The following is a 16250-nucleotide window of genomic DNA, read 5'->3' as shown; positions in this document are numbered from 1 at the left end:
TGCGAAGCAGGTCGGTGAGGGGCGGCGCGATTGCGGGGCTTCGAGGCTCGGGCGTTGCCCGCGCACCTCAGCATGAGGTGCGTTGCTGAACGCCCAAGAGCGACGTCATCCCGAGGTGCGAGCCGAAGGCGAGCCTCGAAGGATGCCCGCCTCCGCCCGTCCCTCACGCCGTCATGATGTACTCGCGCAACTGATGGCTCTCGCGCTCCATCTCCGCGAGGCGATGCTTCACCACGTCGCCGATCGAGACGATGCCGACCAGCTTGCCGCCCTGCACCACCGGCAGGTGGCGGAAGCGCCCGGCGGTCATCTGTTCCATGATCTGGTGAACGGTCTCGTTGCCGTCGCAGGTGACGACCTTCGTCGTCATCACCGCGGAAACCGGGTCGTCGAGCCGGCCCGGCCCGTCGACGCCGACCACGCGCACCACGTCGCGCTCCGACAGGATGCCGACCACACGGCGCTCGGCATCCGTCACCACGATGGCGCCGATCCGCTTCTCCGCCAGCATGTGCGTCGCGTCGCGCACCTTCACATCCGGGCCGATCGTCTGAACGTCGTAGCCCTTCTCTTCCAAAATCGTACGCACCGTCATGGCATGCCTCCTTCCCAGCAGCGGCGGGGTCAGGCGGGCCATGCGCCGCCCCGCTCCTTCGGCTTCTTCCCGTCATGAGCGGGCGAGCCTTGTGGATCAATGATCGGCTGTAACGCAGCGGCAAGCAATAGGCTCCGAAGCGGACCTATTTTAGGCGGCCGGCGTTCGGGAAAATCCGTGCGCGGGAAGATCAGCGGTCGAGGCGGGGGAAGAGCTGGTCGTCGGGCGTGCGGCCGACCGGATCGAACAGCGGGAACAGCAGCAGGCCGACGATGAATCCGCCGATATGGGCTTCCCACGCGACGCTGCCGTCGACGATCCCCGCCGGTGCGCCGACGCCGAAGGCGAGGTTGATGATGAACCACACGGCGACGAAGCCGATCACCCGCCGGTCGCGCATCGCCTCGATCAGCGGCGGCGCGGGATAATGCACCGTGTTGCCGACGATGTCGGGCCGCCAGACCGCATGCCCCTCATGCGCGAACATGAAGCGCAGCGCCGCTGCCATGCAGCCGGAAACCGCGGCGGAAGCGCCGATCATCGGCACCAGCTCGCCCTCATGGGTCAGGAGGTGCAGCCCCGCCCCCGCCGCCGCCGTGGCGGCGAAGAACAACAGGAAGCGCACCGTGCCGAAGCGGCGGGCCACCGGCGTGCCGAAGGCCAGCATCCACAGCAGGTTCAGGCCCACATGGGTCCAGCCGCCGTGCAGGAAGGCATAGGTGACGAAGGTCCAGATGTCCGCCGCCACGCCGCCGGGCAGCACGCCCTCGGCCAGCACCGAGGGGTCGAACCGCGCCGGGATGAAGGCGAACAGGGCGAGGATCTCGACCCCGATCTCCGGCGACACCCAGTCCCGCACCACCTGGATGGCGAGCATCACCACCGCCAGCACGGTGATCACCGGCGGGACGTTCAGGATCGGCTCGCGTCTGTGTTCGGCAAGGCGGGGCGGTTCAAGCACGGGGGATCACATAGGCTTCCGCGCGCGCGGCGGCAAGGCAGAGCACGGCGGCAAATCGCGGCGTCAGGCAATGGAAGAGCGCGCGGGCGCTGCCATCTTCGGCTTGCCGGCAGCTTAATTGGTGTGATGAACAGTTTGCCTATTGATGTGGTTAATGCCAATAAAAAGACATATTAACATTCCCTGTCCGCCGTAGTTACGAATCTTCGGCATCGCTTAGACGAGCATAAAAACCTCGTCTGTATGATCTCATCCATGGACAGGATGAGGTACGCGATGAAAAAGAGGCTCGAACGGGCCCTCCTCGCGGCAGGAGCGGTGGTTTTCGCGATGACTTTCGCAAGTGTTGCGAAAGTTGAAGCGAAAGAACAGGTGGCGATGCTGTCGAGCTTCGCCGCAAACATGGCCGTCGGTGCCAATACCGCCGTGCCGCTCGGCTATGCGCAGTTCTGCGCGCAGAACCCGGCCGACTGCGCCGGCACCACCGGGCGTGGCGGAAAGGTGGCGCTCACCGAGGCCAACTTCGCCCAGCTGCGCAAGATCAATGACGAGATCAACGAGCGCATCCAGCCGATGACCGATCTCGATCACTATGGCGAGGTCGAGCGCTGGGCCTACCCGGACGACGGCTACGGCGACTGCGAGGATTACGCGCTGCTCAAGCGCCGCACGCTGATCGAGCTCGGCTGGCCGGCCGACACGCTGCTCGTCACCGTGGTGCGCGACCGCAAGGGCGACGGCCACGCCGTCCTCACCGTGGTCACCGACCGCGGCGACCTCGTGCTCGACAATCAGGAAGCCGCCATCGTGCTCTGGCACGAGACCGGCTACCGCTTCGTCAAGCGCCAGGCGCAGGACGACAACAACCGCTGGGTCTCGCTCGGCGACGTGCTCGCCCCGCTCACCGTCGGCCGCTACTGAGATTTCGGGCCGCGCTCCCCCGTCAGAGCGTCATCCCCGGGCGCGTCCCGGGGATCCACGCCTTCAACGGCTGCCCCCCTGAGCACGCCCTCATCGTGAGGCGCGAGCGCAGCGAGCCTCGAAGGGTGCTCGATCTCCCTCTCCCCGTCGGGGAGAAGGAATGACAGGGTCGGCTCTCCGGCCGACAAGGGCAAAGCCCTCAGTCGATCCGGCTGAGCCCCGCCGAGAAGCGCCGCCAGTTGCGCACATAATGCGCGGCGGTGCCGTGGATGCGCTGCTCCATCGCCTCGTCGAGCGTGCGGATGGCCTTGGCCGGCACCCCGACGATCAGCGAATTGTCGGGGAATTCCTTGCCCTCGGTCACCAGCGCGCCGGCGCCGACCAGGCAGTTGCGGCCGATCTTCGCGCCGTTGAGCACCGTGGCGCCCATGCCGATCAGGCTGTTGGCGCCGATCGTGCAGCCGTGCAGCATCGCCTTGTGGCCGATCGTGCAGTCCTCCCCGATGGTCATCGGGAAGCCGGGATCGGTGTGCAGCACGCAGTTTTCCTGGATGTTCACCCGCGCGCCGATGGCGATGCGCTCATTGTCGCCGCGGATGACCGAACCGAACCACACGCTCGCCTCGTCGCCGAGCTGCACGTTGCCGATCACCTCCGCGCTGGGGGCGATCCAGTAGCGGCCGAGCGCCGGCAGGTCCGGCGCCACGCCGTCGAGCGCGTAGACGGTCATCCCGGCTCAGTCCTCGAGGTCGGTGTCGAGGATGGCCATCTGGAAATTGTAGGAGAGGTCGCCGTCTTCCTTGTCCTCGAAGATGACGCCGATGAACTCGTCGCCGAGATAGACCTCGGCCGAATCCTTCTTCTTCGGCCGCGCGACGACCCGCAGCTGCGTGTTGCTGAACAGGCGCCGCATATAGGTCTGGACGCGCTCGAGATCCTTCTTTTCCAAAGTCCGTGCTCCCGCAATGGATCGAGTTGGGCGGCAGGCTTGCCACGCCCGGCGCGCCGGCGCAACCGCCACGGCGCGCGACGCACGGTCTGTTCAGATGGCTTCGCCGAGGAACGGCAGGTCGTCGAACATCTGGTCCATGCTGCGCGAGGGTTCGGCGCAGCCCGCCTGGCCCACCACCTTGGCCGGCACGCCGGCGACCGTGGTGCCGGGCGGCACCGGCTTCAGCACGACCGAGCCGGCGGCCACGCGGGCGCAGCGGCCCACCTCGATGTTGCCGAGCACCTTGGCCCCCGCCCCGAGCAGCACGCCGCTGCGGATCTTCGGGTGGCGGTCACCATGCTCCTTGCCGGTGCCGCCGAGGGTCACGCCCTGCAGCACCGAGACGTTGTCCTCGATCACCGCCGTCTCGCCGACCACGATGCCGGTGGCGTGGTCGAAGAAGATGCCCCGCCCGAACGGGGCCGCCGGGTTGATGTCCACCTGGTTCACCGCCGACGAGCGGCTCTGCAGGTAGAGCGCGAAGTCCTTGCGGCCCTTCCGCCACAGCCAGTGCGCCAGGCGGTGCGTCTGGATGGCGTGGAAGCCCTTGTAGTAGAGCACCGGCTCGATGGCCCGCTCGGTGGCGGGGTCGCGGTCGCACACGGCGAGAATGTCGGCGCGGATGGCGACGCCGAGTTCGGCATCGTCGGCCAGCGCCTCGTCATAGGCGTGGCGGATCAGCTCCGCCGGCACGTCGGCATGGTCGAGCCGCTGGGCGATGCGGTGCGCCACGGCGCCTTCCAGCGTCGCGTGGTAGAGCACGGTCGAAAAGATGAAGCTGGCGAGCGCCGGCTCGCGCGTCGTGATCTCCTCGGCCTCGCGGCGGATGCGCGACCAGACCGGATCGACCTTGTCGAGCGCGCGGGTGGGCGCCTCGACGCGATGCAGTGCATTCTGTGCCATTTTCTTCCCTCGCCGTCCGCCTGTCGGCGCCGGCCGGATACCCGAGTTGAGGTCAGCCTAACACAGCGAAACGGGTGATCCTACGCCGCCTCCGTTGCACTTCTGCATAGAAGGCGAGTCCCCGCCATTACCACCGGGCGGCGGGTCGGAAGCGCGAAGCCGGCCCCGCTCCTTCGCGAACGGTGCCCGTCTCCGGCTTCCCGCGCCGCTTCCCTCCCGCACTGCGGAAGCGAAAGACGTCAGGCAACCTTGCATCCGCGCCGACGAAACCGCCCGTTCACGGCCTTTCCTCGAGGAAGGCCAGCGCCGCCTGTTTGAACGCCTTGTCGCCCACCGCCAGCATGTGGTCGCGGTCGGGAATGTCCACCGCCTGCGCGCCGGGGATCAGCGCCGCGAGCGGGCGCGCCGCCCCGGCGATGGGGTCGCGCGTGCCCACGGCGATCAGCGTCGGCACCGCGATCCGGCTCACCTCCTCCCGGCTCAGCGTCCGCCGGGAGCCGACGATGCAGGAGGCCAGCGCCTCGCGGTCGCTCTTGGTCTGGTCGGCGAAGGCGCGGAACATGCGCCCCGTCGGGTCGCTCACATCCTCGAGGCTCGGCGCGCGCAGCGCGTCGGCGATGGTGATCGGCAGCCCCGCCCCTTCCACCAGATGGATGCCGATGCCGCCGAGGATCAGCGAGCGCACCCGTTCCGGCGCCGTCAGCGCCGCGCAGGCGCCGATGCGCCCGCCCATCGAGTAGCCCATCACGTCGGCGCGCTGGAGGCCGAGATGGTCCATCAGCGCGATCACGTCCCGCGCCATCAGCCAGGGGTCGTAGAGTTCGGGCTGGTAGAGCTTGGACGAGGCGCCGTGGCCGCGATTGTCGAAGGCGATCGCTCGCCGGCCGGCGCGGGTCAGCGTCGACACCCAACCGGGGCCGACCCAGTTGATCTCCTTGGTGGAGCCGAAGCCGTGCACCAGCACGATGGGCTCGCCCTCCCCCTCGTCGAGATAGGCGAACTCGATTCCATCGTGCGAGAAGGTCGGCATGGCGCGCTCCGTTATGGCGGCCGCACGCTAATCGGCCCGCCCCGCGCTGCCAAGCCAGCGCGCGCTGGCTTTCATGTGGTGGACAGGAGGATGACGCCCGCGATCAGCACGCCGCACCCCGCCAATCGCCACGGGCCGACGGCTTCGCGCAGGATCAGCATCCCCATCAGCGCGCCCACCATCATCGACATCTCCCGCATCGGCGCCACGAGGGTGAGCGGAGCCCCCTCCATCAAGGCGGCGAGCACGAGAATGTAGGACAGGGGCGAGAGCAGCCCGACCGCCACCGCGAGCCACCAGAAGCCCCGCATGCGCGCGAGCGCCCGGCGCGGGTTCATCACGACGAGGGGCAGCAGCAGGAAGAGGCGCAGCAGGTTGGAAAACCAGTCGAGGACGACGGGCGCGACGCCCAGCGCCTTCACCGCATAGGCGTCGACCACCGTATAGGAGGCGATGAGACCGCCCGTCGCCGTGCCCCAGTGGACCCCCGCCTGCCCTCCCGGACGCCGGAAGGCCGACAGCTCCCCGCGCGTCGCGATGAGGCCGATCCCGGCGACCACCAGCAGGAGCCCCGCCAGCCCCCGGCCTGTCGGCGCCTCGCCAAGGATGAGGATGGCGCCGATCGTCGACAGCATCGGGCCCGTGCCGCGCGCGACCGGGTAGACGACGGAAAGGTCCGCCACCTGATAGCCCCGCTGGAGGCAGAGGCTGTAGGCCAGATGGATCAGGCCGCTGAGAAGGACGAACCCGGCGCCTTCCGCCGTCCATGCGATCGAGCCCTGGGCGAGAAGATACAGCACCCACGGCGCATAGGCGGCGCAGGCCACGAGGTTGTAGGCGAACACGAAAACCGGACCGACCGGAGCGGCCCGCTTGGCGAGCAGGTTCCAGGTCGCGTGGATGAAGGAGGCAAGGACGACGAGAAGCAGCGAGGCAAGCGTCATTGAGATCCCCTGAAGCGCCCTGTGCGCCGGTTGATCTCGACGTCTCCTCCCCTGGGTTTTTGCCCCTTGGGTGCAGCCGCGGAACGCCCGCGGTCTCTGCAACGCTCGGTCCAGCGGCGGCGAAGCGCCCGGAACCCTAGTTGCCACTCGGTCGATAGGGTGAGGCTAGAGCATTTTCGAGCGAAGTGGGCAACGGTTCGCGTGAAGAAAATGCGCCAACTCGAAGATCTGGAGCGTTTCAATGCTTCCGCTAAACCGTGAAACGCTCAAGGTGGCGAAAGCCGCGCGATCAAGAGCAGCGCGTATCGAGCCCGCCGCTAGTCCGGCTTCTTCAGCGCCTTGTCGCCCCGGCAGCGCGCCAGCGGCAGGATCTTGCCGGAATAGATGCGGGTGATGTTCTGCTCGGCCTTGTCGGTGTCGACGCTCAGGCAGGCGCAGCCATAGCCGTAGCCGTTGGGCTGAAGCTTCACATATTCCTTGGTGTCGAAGGCCGGCGCGTGGTCCTCGAAACCCTCGGCCTCCATCCCGCCCTGCGAGCGCATCCACCAGTTGCCGTCGCGGTCGGTGAGGTACCAGTTGCCCGGCGTCGGGTTCACATACCAGCCGCAGCGGTTCTCCGCCGCGCCGGCCGGCGCCGCGAGAGCCAGCATCAGGATCGACAGGGTCAGGGCCGCGCCGCGCATTCCTCGCCTCCTCCGGCGTCACGCCGGCAGGAACAAGGACCGGCGACGCTTCTTCTTCCACAACGGACGCAACGTCGCCACCACCATCGCGTTGAAGGAGGAAACGAGACCGAAGAGATTCAGCACCGCCGCCATCACCCAGAAGGCGAGCTTGGCCATGGCCTCGGTGACGAACAGCGCGCCGCGCCCCAGCGTCTTCACCACCGCCAGCGTCTGCCCGCCCTTCACCTCGGCGAGCCGGCGCAGGCGCGCCGCACCCGCCGCGTCGTCCACATGCCGCAGCCCGGCGAAGGTCGCGCGCGTGCCGGCCCGCGTGCCCGCCGTGCCGAGATCGGACACCAGCCGCGCCGCGGCCGCCTTGCTGCCGCCCTTCAGCGTCGTCGCCAGATGGCCGGCAAGGCGCCCGCCCATCGCGCCGGCGCGCCGCGCGCCCTTCAGCACGGAAAGACCGGCCCGCAGCGTCAGCGGCGTGCCGAAGGCGGCATAGGTCGCGCCGGTGGCCACGATGCCGGCGCCCGCGAGGTTGACCATCAGGCGGTCCACCGGCTCGCCGCTCGCCCAGTGCCAGGCTTCGCGGCCGAGATCGCGCACGTCGCCCCACACGGTCAGGTCGCCCGCGGTGGCGCCCGCGAGGCCGGCCAGGTCATCCGCCTCCCCCGTGAGAAACCCCTGCCCGAAGCGCCCGGCGCCGCGCACGAAGGTCGCTCCCGGCGCGTTCGCCAGCGCCGCCCGCGCCCGCCGCTCGGTGGAGACGGGGATGCCGCGCGCCTGCGCCAGCTCGACGAAGCTCGCCGCCATCTCCCCGTCGCCCTCGGCAAGGGCGGCGTCGACCTCCTGCGCCACCCGCTCCGGCGTCAGCACGCCCGCGAGCTGCAGGTCGGCGATCCCGGCCGCGTCGTCGCGGGCGGTGACGAGGGCAAGCGCCTCCCGGCCCATCGGCACGACCCAATGGGCGGCGCCGGCGAAGGCGAGGAGGAAACCGGCGGCGGCGAGGAAGCGGCGCATGGAGGCTGAAGACCTTGGAAGCGGAACGGTCGTGCGTCCTTCGAGGCTCGCGAAGCCTGTCCTCGGGCTTGCCAGAGGCAAGACCCGTGGGCTCGCACCTCAGGATGACGAAAACCGAGCTCGTCATGCTGAGGTGCCGGCCGAAAGCCGGCCTCGAAGCACGCAGCCGGTATCCATTCTTCCATGCTTCACCAATATGGCGAAGCGATGGGCGACATCCCGTTGCGTCATACGTCTCTTTACGGGTGCGACCCGCCGCCCCGGCCCGATGCGCGCGTCGCCCCTTGGACCCGGCGGCGCCTGCCGCTATGTTCCGGCCGATTGCAACGCGAGCGCAGGCGGACATCATGGCGGGCCACGTCGTTCCCCACTTCCACAATTCGGCGGGCGTGCCGAGCATCTCCATCGGCGCCCGGGAATTCATGTGCGTCGGCGCCCTGCCGCCCTACGACCACCCGCATGTCTTCCTCGACATGGGCTCGGACAGCGAGATCATCTGCCCGTACTGCTCCACCCTCTACAAATACGACTCGCACCTGCACGGCACCGAATCGAACCCGCCGGGCGCCCTGTACGAGACGCCGGTCGCCGCCTGACCCGGCGGGCATGCCGTGGCCGCACGCCACATCGCGATCGCCGGTGCCGGCATAGGCGGGCTCACCGCCGCGCTGGCGCTCGCCCGCGCGGGCTTCGAGGTCACGCTGCTTGAGCGCGCGCAGGCGCTGGAAGAGGCGGGCGCGGGCGTCCAGCTCGCCGCCAACGCCACGCGCTGCCTGCAATCGCTCGGCGTCTACGAGCGCGTCGCCGAGCACGCCGTCTTCCCGCAGTCCTTCGAGGTGATGGACGGCCGGCGCGGCACGCGCCTCACCGGCGCGCCGATGGGCGCGCAAGCCGAGGCGCGCTTCGGCGGCCCCTTCCTCGTCATCCATCGCGCCGATCTGCAGGCCGCCCTGCTCGCCGCCGCGCGCGAGACCCCCGCCATCACCCTCCGCCTCGGCCACGCGGTCGAGAGCTTCGAGGCCGAAGGCGATGGCGTCACCGTCCATCTCGCCGACGACGCCCCCCTCCATGCCGCGGCCCTCATCGGCGCCGACGGCTTGCGCTCCATGGTGCGGCTCGCGCTGCACCCGGAAGCGAAGCCCTCCTTCCGCCACCGCGCCGCCTGGCGCGCCACCGTGCCGGCGCAGGCCCTGCCCGCGCAGCTCGCCGTGCCGGCCACGCGGCTCTGGCTCGGGCCCGGCGCGCATCTCGTCTCCTATCCCGTGCAGGCGGGCCGCGCGGTCAACCTTGTCGCCGTCACGCCGGACGCGCGCGAGGCCCATGGCTGGAGCCTTGAGGGCGCCCCCGGCGAACTCCTGTCCCATTATCCCGACTGGAGCGCCGACGCCCGCGCCCTGCTCGCCGCGCCGGAACGCTGGCTGCGCTGGGCGCTGTTCGATCTCGATCCCCTGCCCGTCTGGGGCGCCGGCCCGGTGACGCTGCTCGGCGACGCCGCCCACGCCATGCCGCCCTTCCTCGCGCAGGGCGCCGCGCAGGCCATCGAGGACGCCGTGGTGCTGGCCGACTGCCTCGGAAATGCCGGCGACATCCCCGCCGCTCTGCGCCGCTACGAGGCCCTGCGCCAGCCGCGCACCGCCCGCGTGCAGCGCGCCGCGCGCGGCATGGACCGCATCTACCACCTCGCCGGCCCCGCCCGCCTCGCCCGCGATCTCATCATGCGCGCGCGCTCCGGCGACGCGGTGCTGGAACGCTATCGCTGGATCTATGACTGGCGCCCGTAAGCCCGTCCCCAGGATCGATTTTCCTCATACTCCCTATGAAAACATCTCGTTTTCCGATCCATCGGGCCTCCGTTAGGGTGCGCGCAATCAACGATTGGAGATGAGCGATGCCACCCGCATCGAGCGCGGCGGCGCCCGCCGCCGCGGCGCGCCGCCTTGTGCCCCGTCATGTCCCCCTGCCGCTGCTGGTGGCGCTGTTCTGCGTGCTGTGGTCGTCCGCCTTCGCCGGCGCCAAGCTGGCGCTGGCCGACTGCCCGCCGCTGATCCTGCTCGCCGTCCGGCTCCTGCTGGCCGGCACCCTCATGCTGGCCCTCGCCCCTCTGTGGGACGGCGGCGAACGGCGCCGGGGCCTGCCGCCGGTCGGCCGGCGCGACCTCGTCGTTCTCGCCCTCATCGGCATCCTCAACAACGCCGTCTATCTCGGCCTCAACTGGACGGCGCTCACCTTCACGTCCTCCGCCTATACGGCGGTGCTGACGAGCTGCCTGCCGCTGCTGGTCGCGCTGGGCGCCGGCCCGCTGCTCGGCGAGCGGATGAACCCGCGCAAATGGGCGGGCATCGCGCTCGGCCTGCTCGGCGTGGTCATCGTGCTGCGCTCGCGCCTTGCCGGCGCGCATGAGAGCGTCACCGGCACGCTGCTCATCGCCGGCGGCGTCACCGCGCTGGCGGCGGGCACGCTGGGCTTCAAATATTTCGCGCCGCGCGGCGGCATCTGGAGCGGCAACGCCATCCAGTGTCTGGCGGGCGGCATCGTGCTCGTCCCCTTGGCCCTCGCCACGGAGAGCCCGGCCGACATCCATGTCACCGCCAATCTGCTCGTCGGCTTCGCCTTTCTGGTGGTCGGCGTGTCGATCGGCGGCTACGGGCTCTGGTACTATCTGCTGACCCGCTCCAGCGCGACGGCGGCGTCCAGCCTGCACTTCCTCATGCCGCCGCTCGGCCTGTTCTTCGGCTGGCTGCTGCTGGGCGAGAGCGTGCCGCCGCTGGATTTCCTCGGCATCGCCCCCATCGCGCTCGGCATCTGGCTGGTGACACGGCCGTCGCGGGGGGCGGCGTAGCGGACGCAATCCCCACACGCCGTATGCCCGCACACGACGTCATGCCCGGCCTTGTGCCGGGCATCCACGTCTTTGGGCAGACGGAAGGGAAGCCGTCGTGGACGGCCGGGCCACGCCCGGCCATGACGGCGTTGGGGTCTACGCCTCCACCGGCGCCGCCTGCAGCGCCTTCAGCAGCTCATAGGAGCGCTTCTTCGCCGCGAGGTCGGGAATGGCGGTGGTGATCATCAGTTCGTCCGCCAGCGTCGTGTCGAGGAAGCGCTCCAGCCCCTCCGCCACCTTCGCAGGCCCGCCGACCAGCACCCGGTCGCGGTTGCGGCGGATGAAGGCGCGGTCGGCCTCGGTGTAGGGATAGGCGGCCGCCTCTTCCGGCGAGGGGATCGGATCGTGGCGCCCCCGCGCGCGCCGCAGATGCGCGAGGTCGACGCTGCCGGCGAGCCATTCGGCCTCCTCGTCGGTCGGCGCGCACACCACCGCCAGCGCCAGGATGGCGTACGGCTGGGCGAGCCGTTCCGAGGGCTGGAAGGCCGAGCGATAGGTCAGCATGGCGTCGAGCACGTCATGGTCGGCGAAATGATGCGCGAAGGCGAAGCCGACGCCGATCTGCGCCGAGAGCCGGGCGCTGTAGCCGGAGGAGCCCAGCAGCCAGATCGGCGGCAGCCGCACGTCCACCGGCATGACCTTGATGTTGCGGAACGGGTGGTCCGCCGGCCAGTCGCCGCTGTCCCACAGCATCAGTTCGCGCAGCCGGTCGAGGAAGTCGTCGCTGGGCGCGATATCCTGCCGGCGGCGCAGCGCATGGGCGGTGAGCTGGTCGGTGCCGGGCGCCCGGCCGAGGCCGAGGTCCACGCGGTCGGGGTAGAGCCCCTCCAGCACCTTGAAGCGCTCCGCCACCATCAGCGGCGCATGGTTGGGCAGCATCACCCCGCCCGAGCCGACGCGGATGCGCTCCGTCGCGGCGAGGATCTGCCCGGACATCACGTCCGGCGCGCCGGAGGCGACGGACGGCAGATTGTGATGCTCGGCCACCCAGAACCGGGTGTAGCCGAGCGCATCGACATGGCGCGCCAGCTCGATGGTGCTGCGCAGCGCCTCCGGTCCCGTGCCGTCGGCGGCGACGAAGGACAGGTCGAGGACGGAAAGGGGTGTTCGCGCGAGACGGGTCATCGCCGTCACGTAGGCATGCCCCCGCCCCCTGCCAAGGAGTATCCTTTTTGTGACCGCCGCTGCCGCTCCGGGACGCCCGGCACGTGCCACGTAGCACCACCCCACGTAGCACCACCGCATCTCGCCCGGATGCGACCGCGCAAATGCTACTCAACGCTACTTAATGCTACGCAAAACGCTACTCCAAAAACGATACCATAATACCTCCCTAAGCGGTTGCACCTTTTCTCCCGTGAGGTTACACCTCTGACGTCAGAATCAACCTTCCGCCGGCAGTTTCAGGGGAACGCGACATGTCTCAGACCACCATGGGTGTGAAGATCGACGACGAGTTCCGCGCCCGGCTGAAAGCCGCCGCCGAGCGGGAAGGTTGCACCCCTCATGCGCTGGTCAAGCACGCCATCGCCACCGCCGTGGAGCGTGCCGAGCAGGGCTTGCCACCGGTCGCCGCCATCGGTGCAACCGAGACCCCGCCGCTCCCCGACACCGAGAGCCCCTTCCTGCCCTTCGCCCGCGGCGTCCAGCCCCAGGGCGTGCTGCGCGCCCGCATCACCGGCGCCTACCGCATGCCGGAAACCGATTGCGTGCCGCTGCTGCTCGGCCCGGCCACCCTGCCCGAACCCAGGGCGGAGGCCGCCCGCGAGCGCGCCCGCACGCTGGTCGAAGCGCTGCGCGCCAAAGGCCAGAAGGGCCCGGTCGAAGGGCTCATCCACGAATATTCGCTGTCCTCGCAGGAAGGCGTGGCGCTGATGTGCCTCGCCGAGGCGCTGCTGCGCATCCCCGACCGCGCCACCCGCGACGCGCTGATCCGCGACAAGATCGGCCATGGCGACTGGCACGCCCATGTCGGCCAGAGCCCCTCGCTCTTCGTCAACGCCGCCACCTGGGGCCTCGTGCTCACCGGCAAGCTGACCTCCACCTCCAGCGAGGCCGGCCTCTCCGGCGCCCTTACCCGCCTCATCGGGCGCGGCGGCGAGCCCTTGATCCGCAAGGGCGTGGACGTCGCCATGCGGATGATGGGCGAGCAGTTCGTCACCGGCCAGACCATCTCCGAGGCGCTGGCCAATTCCCGCCGGCTGGAGGCGAAGGGCTTCCGCTATTCCTTCGACATGCTCGGCGAGGCCGCCACCACCGAGGCCGACGCCCAGCGCTATTTCGCCGATTATGAGCAGGCCATCCATGCCATCGGCAAGGCGTCGGCCGGGCGCGGCATCTATGAAGGGCCGGGCATCTCGATCAAGCTCTCGGCCCTGCATCCGCGCTACAGCCGCGCGCAATATTCCCGCGTCGTCAATGAGTTGCTGCCGCGCGTTGTCGCGCTGGCGAAGCTCGCGCGGCAATACGACATCGGCCTCAACATCGACGCCGAGGAAGCCGACCGGCTTGAGATCTCGCTCGACCTCCTGGAATCGCTTTGTTTCGACGAGGGCCTAAGCGGCTGGAACGGCATCGGTTTCGTCGTTCAGGCCTATCAGAAGCGCTGCCCTTATGTGATCGATTACCTCATCGACCTCGCGCGCCGCTCGAACCACCGGCTGATGGTGCGTCTGGTGAAGGGCGCCTATTGGGACAGCGAGATCAAGCGCGCCCAGCTCGACGGGCTGGAAGGCTTCCCGGTCTACACCCGCAAGATCCACACCGACATTTCCTATCTCGCCTGCGCGCGCAAGCTGCTGTCGGCGCCGGATGCGGTGTTCCCGCAATTCGCCACCCACAACGCCCAGACGCTCGCCACCGTCATGGAGATGGCCGGCGCCAACTATTACGCCGGGCAGTACGAGTTCCAGTGCCTGCACGGCATGGGCGAGCCGCTCTATGAGGAAGTGGTCGGCCGCGAGAAGCTCGGCCGTCCCTGCCGCATCTACGCGCCCGTCGGCACCCACGAGACGCTGCTCGCCTATCTCGTGCGGCGCCTGCTGGAGAACGGCGCCAACTCCTCCTTCGTCAACCGCATCGCCGACGAGAACGTCCCCGTCGACGAGCTGATCGAGAGCCCGGTCGAGGCCGCCCGGCGCATCGAGCCGCTCGGCGCGCCGCATCCGCGCATCGCCGCCCCGGCCGACCTCTTCGGCGCGCAGCGGCGCAATTCGGCGGGGCTGGACCTCTCCAACGAGCAGCGCCTCGCCTCGCTCGCCGCCGCCCTCCTCGCCGGCAGCGCCGCCCCGCTCAAGGCGATGCCGCTGCTTGGCGACGGCCCCGTCGCCGGCATCGCCCGCCCGGTCCTCAACCCGGCCGACCATCGCGATCAGGTCGGCGTGGTCGAGGAAGCCACCCCCGAGATCGTCGCCCGCGCCATGGAGATCGCGCAGGGCGCGGCGCCGATCTGGCAGTCCACCCCGCCGGCCGAGCGCGCCGCCTGCCTGTTCCGCACCGCCGAGCTGATGGAGGCCCGGCTGCCGACGCTGATCGGCATCATCGTGCGCGAGGCCGGCAAGTCCTTCCCCAATGCCATCGGCGAAGTGCGCGAGGCGGTCGACTTCCTGCGCTATTACGGCGCGCAGGTGCGCGACGGCTTCTCCAACGACACTCACCGCCCGCTCGGCCCGGTGGTCTGCATCAGCCCGTGGAACTTCCCGCTGGCCATCTTCACCGGCCAGGTCGCGGCGGCGCTTGCCGCCGGCAATGCGGTGCTGGCCAAGCCGGCCGAGGAGACGCCGCTCATCGCCTTCGCGGCGGTCGAGATCCTGCGCGAGGCCGGCGTCCCGCCGGGCGCGGTGCAGCTCGTTCCCGGCGCCGGCGCGGTCGGTGCGGCGCTCGTGGGTGACACCCGCACGCGCGGCGTCATGTTCACCGGTTCCACCGAGGTGGCACGCCTCATCCAGCGCCAGCTCGCCGGCCGCCTGAACCCGGACGGCAGCGTCATCCCGCTCATCGCCGAGACCGGCGGCCAGAATGCGATGATCGTCGATTCCTCCGCCCTAGCCGAACAGGTCGTGGCCGATGTTTTGTCCTCGGCTTTCGACTCCGCCGGCCAGCGCTGCTCGGCGCTGCGCATCCTCTGCCTGCAGGAGGATGTCGCCGACCGCATGCTGGAAATGCTGCACGGTGCGCTGAAGGAGCTGTCCGTGGGCAACCCGGTGCAACTCTCCACGGATATCGGCCCCGTCATCACCGCCGAGGCGAAGGCGAACATCGAGGCGCATGTCGAGCGTCTGCGCGAGGCCGGGCGCCGCGTCGAGCAGCTCGCCCTTGGCGACGAGGCGCGCCACGGCACCTTCGTGCCGCCGACGCTGATCGAGATCGACGACATCGCCGAGCTCAAGCGCGAGGTCTTCGGCCCGGTGCTGCATGTGGTGCGCTACCGGCGCGACGACCTCGACACGCTGATCGACGCCGTCAACGCCACCGGCTACGGCCTCACCTTCGGCCTGCACACCCGCATCGACGAGACCATCGCCCATGTCGGCGGGCGCATCGAGGTGGGCAACGTCTACATCAACCGCAACGTCATCGGCGCGGTGGTCGGCGTGCAGCCCTTCGGCGGTCACGGCCTCTCCGGCACCGGGCCGAAGGCCGGCGGGCCGCTTTATCTCCATCGCCTGCTGGCGGTCCGCCCCGCCGCCGGCCTGCCGGAGACGCAGGTGCCGGATACGGCGCGGCTCTGGGTGGACTTCCAGTCCGATCCGGACACCCGCGCCCTCTGCGGCGCCGTGCTCGACGCCTCGCCCTTCGGCCACAGGGCCGAACTGCCGGGTCCGGTCGGCGAGCGCAATATCTATGCGCTCGCCCCACGCGGCACCGTGCTCTGCCTCGCCGCCACCGAGCGCGGCCTCGCCGTCCAGATCACCTCGGCGCTCGCCACCGGCAACCGCGTGCTGCTGGAAGGCTCGTTCCTCCCGCCCCTGCCCAAGGGGATGGAGGATCGGGTAAGCATGGTGGAGGACTACGGCCCCGCAGCGTTCGACGCCGTGCTGTTCGAGGGCGATGGCGACGCGCTGCGCCAGCTCAACGAGAGCATCGCCACGCGCAAGGGGCCGATCGTCCTGGTCCACGGCCTCGCGCCCGATGCCGTCGCGCGCGGCGAGCAGTACCCTCTCGACCTGCTGATGCTGGAGCGCTCCACCAGCACGAACACCGCCGCCGCCGGCGGCAATGCCAGCCTGATGACCATCGGCTGATCGAAAGGCCGGGGAGGCTCCCGCCTCTCCGGTCCTCCGGCGCTTCAGCGCCCATTGCCACGATCCGACCTTTTCGACCTGCGGCAGGTGTGC

At 69.8% G+C, this 16250-nt stretch carries 15 protein-coding genes; 5 read left to right on the top strand and 10 right to left on the bottom strand.

Annotated features, from left to right (window positions below):
- Window positions 1-163: 163 nt before the first annotated feature.
- Together FO470_RS09975 and FO470_RS09970 are read right to left on the bottom strand one after the other, a co-directional pair.
- Window positions 164-595, bottom strand: a complete 432-nt coding sequence (locus tag FO470_RS09975) for a CBS domain-containing protein (RefSeq protein WP_144342761.1) — start codon at window positions 593-595, stop codon at window positions 164-166.
- A gap of 190 nt (window positions 596-785) precedes the next feature.
- Window positions 786-1556 (bottom strand): rhomboid family intramembrane serine protease, encoded by a 771-nt coding sequence (locus FO470_RS09970; protein ID WP_144342760.1) that lies wholly within the window; start codon window positions 1554-1556, stop codon window positions 786-788.
- Between the two features lie 276 nt (window positions 1557-1832).
- On the opposite strand from FO470_RS09970, the gene FO470_RS09965 reads away from it, so the two are divergent.
- Window positions 1833-2477, top strand: a complete 645-nt coding sequence (locus FO470_RS09965; RefSeq protein WP_144342759.1) for a transglutaminase-like cysteine peptidase — start codon at window positions 1833-1835, stop codon at window positions 2475-2477.
- Between the two features lie 199 nt (window positions 2478-2676).
- Here FO470_RS09965 and FO470_RS09960 read toward each other — a convergent pair whose 3' ends face one another.
- The 7 genes from FO470_RS09960 to FO470_RS09930 all read right to left on the bottom strand — a co-directional run bounded on the left by FO470_RS09960 (window position 2677) and on the right by FO470_RS09930 (window position 8033).
- On the bottom strand, window positions 2677-3207 hold the full coding sequence (locus FO470_RS09960) for a gamma carbonic anhydrase family protein (RefSeq protein ID WP_144342758.1): 531 nt from the start codon (window positions 3205-3207) through the stop codon (window positions 2677-2679).
- Between the two features lie 6 nt (window positions 3208-3213).
- Window positions 3214-3426, bottom strand: coding sequence for a DUF3126 family protein (locus tag FO470_RS09955; protein WP_144342757.1), 213 nt, complete (start codon window positions 3424-3426; stop codon window positions 3214-3216).
- A 93-nt stretch (window positions 3427-3519) separates the two neighbouring features.
- Window positions 3520-4371, bottom strand: coding sequence for a serine O-acetyltransferase (cysE, locus tag FO470_RS09950; protein ID WP_144342756.1), 852 nt, complete (start codon window positions 4369-4371; stop codon window positions 3520-3522).
- Between the two features lie 277 nt (window positions 4372-4648).
- On the bottom strand, window positions 4649-5401 hold the full coding sequence (locus FO470_RS09945) for an alpha/beta fold hydrolase (protein ID WP_144342755.1): 753 nt from the start codon (window positions 5399-5401) through the stop codon (window positions 4649-4651).
- A gap of 71 nt (window positions 5402-5472) precedes the next feature.
- The gene (locus FO470_RS09940; RefSeq protein ID WP_144342754.1) at window positions 5473-6345 is read right to left on the bottom strand and encodes a DMT family transporter; all 873 of its coding nucleotides are present in this window, start codon (window positions 6343-6345) and stop codon (window positions 5473-5475) included.
- Window positions 6346-6662: 317 nt separating this feature from the next.
- Window positions 6663-7028 (bottom strand): DUF4087 domain-containing protein, encoded by a 366-nt coding sequence (locus tag FO470_RS09935; protein ID WP_144342753.1) that lies wholly within the window; start codon window positions 7026-7028, stop codon window positions 6663-6665.
- An 18-nt stretch (window positions 7029-7046) separates the two neighbouring features.
- Window positions 7047-8033: a hypothetical protein gene (locus FO470_RS09930; RefSeq protein WP_144342752.1), complete on the bottom strand. Its 987-nt coding sequence runs from the start codon at window positions 8031-8033 to the stop codon at window positions 7047-7049.
- Between the two features lie 347 nt (window positions 8034-8380).
- Between FO470_RS09930 and FO470_RS09925 the strand changes: the two genes are divergently transcribed.
- The 3 genes from FO470_RS09925 to FO470_RS09915 all read left to right on the top strand — a co-directional run bounded on the left by FO470_RS09925 (window position 8381) and on the right by FO470_RS09915 (window position 10872).
- Complete coding sequence (locus FO470_RS09925) at window positions 8381-8629, top strand: zinc-finger domain-containing protein (RefSeq protein ID WP_144342751.1); 249 nt, start codon at window positions 8381-8383, stop codon at window positions 8627-8629.
- A gap of 15 nt (window positions 8630-8644) precedes the next feature.
- Window positions 8645-9814, top strand: a complete 1170-nt coding sequence (locus tag FO470_RS09920) for an FAD-dependent monooxygenase (RefSeq protein WP_144342750.1) — start codon at window positions 8645-8647, stop codon at window positions 9812-9814.
- 107 nt (window positions 9815-9921) lie between these two features.
- Entirely contained in the window at window positions 9922-10872 is a 951-nt protein-coding gene (locus FO470_RS09915; RefSeq protein ID WP_144342749.1) for a DMT family transporter, read from the top strand.
- A 138-nt stretch (window positions 10873-11010) separates the two neighbouring features.
- Here the strand turns inward: FO470_RS09915 and FO470_RS09910 are convergent, their stop codons facing one another.
- The gene (locus FO470_RS09910) at window positions 11011-12039 is read right to left on the bottom strand and encodes an LLM class flavin-dependent oxidoreductase (protein ID WP_144342748.1); all 1029 of its coding nucleotides are present in this window, start codon (window positions 12037-12039) and stop codon (window positions 11011-11013) included.
- A gap of 293 nt (window positions 12040-12332) precedes the next feature.
- Here FO470_RS09910 and putA point away from each other — a divergent pair, with 293 nt between their 5' ends.
- Complete coding sequence (putA, locus tag FO470_RS09905; RefSeq protein ID WP_144342747.1) at window positions 12333-16157, top strand: trifunctional transcriptional regulator/proline dehydrogenase/L-glutamate gamma-semialdehyde dehydrogenase; 3825 nt, start codon at window positions 12333-12335, stop codon at window positions 16155-16157.
- Window positions 16158-16250 lie beyond the last annotated feature (93 nt).

This window comes from Ancylobacter moscoviensis (assembly GCF_007559435.1).
Lineage (GTDB): Bacteria > Pseudomonadota > Alphaproteobacteria > Rhizobiales > Xanthobacteraceae > Ancylobacter > Ancylobacter moscoviensis.
This window is presented reverse-complemented; position numbering and strand designations above follow the sequence as displayed.

What these genes read in the sequence shown, in the direction of transcription:
- FO470_RS09930 (WP_144342752.1), bottom strand. Translation starts at nt 8,033, where the DNA reads ATGCGCCGCTTCCTCGCCGCCGCCGGTTTCCTCCTCGCCTTCGCCGGC.
- FO470_RS09960 (WP_144342758.1), bottom strand. Translation starts at nt 3,207, where the DNA reads ATGACCGTCTACGCGCTCGACGGCGTGGCGCCGGACCTGCCGGCGCTC.
- FO470_RS09940 (WP_144342754.1), bottom strand. Translation starts at nt 6,345, where the DNA reads ATGACGCTTGCCTCGCTGCTTCTCGTCGTCCTTGCCTCCTTCATCCAC.
- FO470_RS09935 (WP_144342753.1), bottom strand. Translation starts at nt 7,028, where the DNA reads ATGCGCGGCGCGGCCCTGACCCTGTCGATCCTGATGCTGGCTCTCGCG.
- cysE (WP_144342756.1), bottom strand. Translation starts at nt 4,371, where the DNA reads ATGGCACAGAATGCACTGCATCGCGTCGAGGCGCCCACCCGCGCGCTC.
- FO470_RS09975 (WP_144342761.1), bottom strand. Translation starts at nt 595, where the DNA reads ATGACGGTGCGTACGATTTTGGAAGAGAAGGGCTACGACGTTCAGACG.
- FO470_RS09965 (WP_144342759.1), top strand. Translation starts at nt 1,833, where the DNA reads ATGAAAAAGAGGCTCGAACGGGCCCTCCTCGCGGCAGGAGCGGTGGTT.
- FO470_RS09910 (WP_144342748.1), bottom strand. Translation starts at nt 12,039, where the DNA reads ATGACCCGTCTCGCGCGAACACCCCTTTCCGTCCTCGACCTGTCCTTC.
- FO470_RS09925 (WP_144342751.1), top strand. Translation starts at nt 8,381, where the DNA reads ATGGCGGGCCACGTCGTTCCCCACTTCCACAATTCGGCGGGCGTGCCG.
- putA (WP_144342747.1), top strand. Translation starts at nt 12,333, where the DNA reads ATGTCTCAGACCACCATGGGTGTGAAGATCGACGACGAGTTCCGCGCC.
- FO470_RS09945 (WP_144342755.1), bottom strand. Translation starts at nt 5,401, where the DNA reads ATGCCGACCTTCTCGCACGATGGAATCGAGTTCGCCTATCTCGACGAG.
- FO470_RS09915 (WP_144342749.1), top strand. Translation starts at nt 9,922, where the DNA reads ATGCCACCCGCATCGAGCGCGGCGGCGCCCGCCGCCGCGGCGCGCCGC.